At 44.4% G+C, this 3332-nt stretch carries 4 protein-coding genes; all 4 read left to right on the forward strand.

Going from position 1 to position 3332, the window contains the following annotated elements; genetic code table 11:
* The first annotated feature begins 28 nt into the window (after positions 1-28).
* Complete coding sequence (locus tag B7X71_RS14050; protein WP_215302318.1) at positions 29-733, forward strand: ABC transporter ATP-binding protein; 705 nt, start codon at positions 29-31, stop codon at positions 731-733.
* 22 nt (positions 734-755) lie between these two features.
* Complete coding sequence (locus tag B7X71_RS14055) at positions 756-1979, forward strand: ABC transporter substrate-binding protein (RefSeq protein WP_215387012.1); 1224 nt, start codon at positions 756-758, stop codon at positions 1977-1979.
* Between the two features lie 17 nt (positions 1980-1996).
* A complete protein-coding gene (locus tag B7X71_RS14060) occupies positions 1997-2917 on the forward strand; it encodes a branched-chain amino acid ABC transporter permease (RefSeq protein ID WP_215302320.1) in 921 nt (306 codons plus the stop codon).
* Position 2918: 1 nt separating this feature from the next.
* On the forward strand, positions 2919-3332 hold a 414-nt coding region (locus B7X71_RS14065; RefSeq protein ID WP_293601068.1), incomplete at its 3' end, for a branched-chain amino acid ABC transporter permease.

Genomic DNA, 3332 nt, shown 5'->3' on the forward strand with positions numbered 1-3332 from the left:
ATATGGGTAGCCATGGGGGCGACAACTTATGAGCACCATGGCATTGGAGGTTAAAAATCTCGAATCTTGGTATGGCGAGTCTCATATCCTTCACGGTGTGAACTTTTCAGTTCGTGATGGTGAGGTGGTTACGCTGTTGGGTCGCAATGGGGCTGGGCGAAGCACGATTTTAAAAACCATTTTAGGTTTAACAAGTAAGAGAACGGGTTCGGTAGAGGTTTATGGCAACCAAACGATTGCCATGCCAACCTATAGGATTGCTCGGCTTGGTGTTGGTTTTTGTCCTGAGGAGCGCGGCATCTTTGCTAGCTTAAGTGCCGAAGAGAATTTATTGTTGTTGCCTGAGATCGCCCCTGGCGGCATGGGTTTGGATGAGATTTATGAAATGTTTCCCAACCTGTATGAGCGACGCAATAGTCCAGGCACAAGACTCTCGGGTGGCGAGCAGCAGATGCTTGCAATGGCACGCATTTTGAGGACGGGTGCCAAATTACTGTTGCTGGATGAAATTACCGAAGGTTTGGCGCCGGTGATTGTTCAAAAGTTGGGTGAGGTGGTAACAAGCTTACGTAACAAAGGCTTCACTATTGTGTTGGTGGAGCAAAACTTCCGATTTGCTGCACCTCTAGCAGATCGTCATTATGTGGTTGAACATGGCAATGTGGTCGAGGTTGTCAATCAAAGTGAGTTGGCTGAGAAGGCAAGCTTGTTAAATGAGTATCTTGGTGTTTAGCAGTTATTTATAGGAGACCTAAATGAAGTTAAAGCAAATTACTGCGTGTCTGGTGGCGGCAACCTTTTTTGGTTCAAACCCAGCATTCGCGCAAACATCTAAAGTAAGTGGTGATGTAATCAAGATTGGTGTTTTAACTGACCTTTCTTCTACCTATTCTGATTTGGCTGGTCCTGGCGCGGTGATTGCCGCAAAAATGGCAATTGCCGACTTCTCAAAAGATGGCACTGTTATTGGCAAGAAGATTGAGCTTGTTAGTGCCGACCATCAGAACAAAGCAGATATTGCCGCCAACAAAGCGCGCGAGTGGTATGACAAAGACGGTGTTGATGTGATTGTTGAGTTGGTTTCGACCAACGTTGCACTTGCTGTCATGGAAGTCGCGGAACAAAAGAACAAGATTACTTTGGTGTCTGGTGCAGCATCATTACCAATTACCAATGAAAAATGTACTGCTAATAACGTGCATTGGACTTATGACACCTATGCGCTTTCAAACGGTACCGCTAAAGCAGTTGTTAAGCAAGGCAAAAAGAACTGGTACTTCTTGACTGCTGACTATGCTTTCGGAGCAGCCCTAGAGAAAGACTCAACCAATGTTGTTAATGCCAACGGCGGCAAAGTGCTTGGTACAAGTAAGCACCCATTCCCTAATAGCGACTTCTCTTCATACTTGCTGAAGGCTCAGGCCAGTGGCGCAGATGTTGTTGCATTAGCAAATGCTGGTCAAGACACCATCAACTCCGTTAAACAAGCCTCAGAGTTTGGTATCAACAAAAAACAAACCGTTGTTCCTTTGCTCATGTTTATTTCTGATGTTCACTCTTTGGGTTTGAATGCAGCCCAAGGTATGTACCTAACAGAAGGCTTCTACTGGGATAGAGATGAGAAGACCCGCGCGTTTGCCAAACGCTTTATCTTGCAGCATAAGCGGATGCCAACCAGCGTTCAAGCTGGCGTCTATTCATCAGTTCTTGCTTACTTAGCTGCAGTTCAAAAGGCTGGCACAGATGATACTCAGGCAGTAATGAAGGCCTTGAGATCAACCAACATTGACGATGGATTATTCAAAGGAAAAATCCGTGCCGATGGTAAGTTTGAACATGACATGTATTTGCTCGAAGTGAAGAAGCCATCTGAATCTAAGAGCCCATGGGATTATTACAACGTCAAAGCGGTGATTCCGGCTGCTGAGGCAACACAACCACTTTCATTGTCACGATGCAAGTTGGTTACTAACAAGTAATCCATTTCTAATTAAGCATGTTTGAACTTCTTGGAATTACCCCACAAGGGCTGGTTGCTCAGCTCTTGGTGGGGCTTATCAATGGCTCCTTTTACGCCATTTTGAGTTTGGGTTTGGCCATTATTTTTGGCCTACTCAACATCATCAATTTTTCCCATGGTGCTCAATACACGATGGGTGCATTTGTTGCATGGATTGGTTTAACTCAAGTAGGTCAATGGTTTGGCTTTCCTGAGTTTTCTATTAATTATTGGTTTGCATTAATTTTGGTGCCCTTGGTTATGGCGGGCTTTGGTTTGATTCTTGAGCGCACCATGCTCAAGCGCCTTTACCACCTAGATCACTTATATGGCCTTTTATTAACTTTTGGTTTGGCGCTCATTATTGAGGGAATGTTCCGTCATTGGTATGGAATTTCTGGTGAGAGCTATCCAGCCCCAGAGATATTGCAGGGTGCCATCCCATTAGAGTCGATTGGCATCATCTTGCCTAAATATCGTTTGTGGGTTGTAGTTGCTTCTCTAGTGGTTTGCTTCTCTACTTGGTATGTTATTGAGAGAACGAAATTGGGTTCCTATCTTCGTGCTGGAACTGAAAACCCAAAACTACTCCAAGCATTTGGCATCAATGTGCCTTTAATGATTTCTTTGGCCTATGCTTATGGCGTCGGTCTTGCCGGCTTTGCTGGTGTTTTGGCTGCACCAATTTTTCAAGTGAATCCATTGATGGGCTCGAATCTCATCATTGTGGTTTTTGCGGTTGTTGTGATTGGTGGCATGGGTTCTATTATGGGATCCATTTTGACCGGCCTAGCGTTAGGCTTAATTGAAGGTCTAACTAAAGTTTTTTATCCAGAAGCATCTGGCGTAGTTATTTTCGTAATCATGGCAATTGTTTTGCTTATTCGTCCTGCTGGACTTTTCGGCCGGGAGAAATAAGTTGAACTCAAAAACAAAATTACTGTACGGCATTCTAGTTTTAATTGCCCTGTTACTGCCCTTCCAAGATTTCATTTATCTTGTGTTTGCAATGAAGGTTTTATGTTTCGCACTCTTTGCTTGCGCCTTCAATTTGTTGCTGGGCTTTACTGGCCTTCTTTCTTTTGGGCATGCAGCATTTTTTGGAACCTCTGCTTACATTACCGCGTATCTTTGCAAAGAGGCTGGGCTGTCCCCTGAGTTTGGAATTGCTTTGGGTGTTCTTGGCTCAGCTTTCTTGGGCTTTTTAATTGGCTCTTTAGCAATTCGCAGGCAAGGTATTTATTTTGCAATGGTTACGCTTGCTCTTTCTCAAATGGTCTACTTCCTCGCAGTGCAGCTTCCCTTTACTGGTGGTGAGGATGGTATTCAGGGT

It is taken from the genome of Polynucleobacter sp. 39-46-10 (assembly GCF_002282275.1).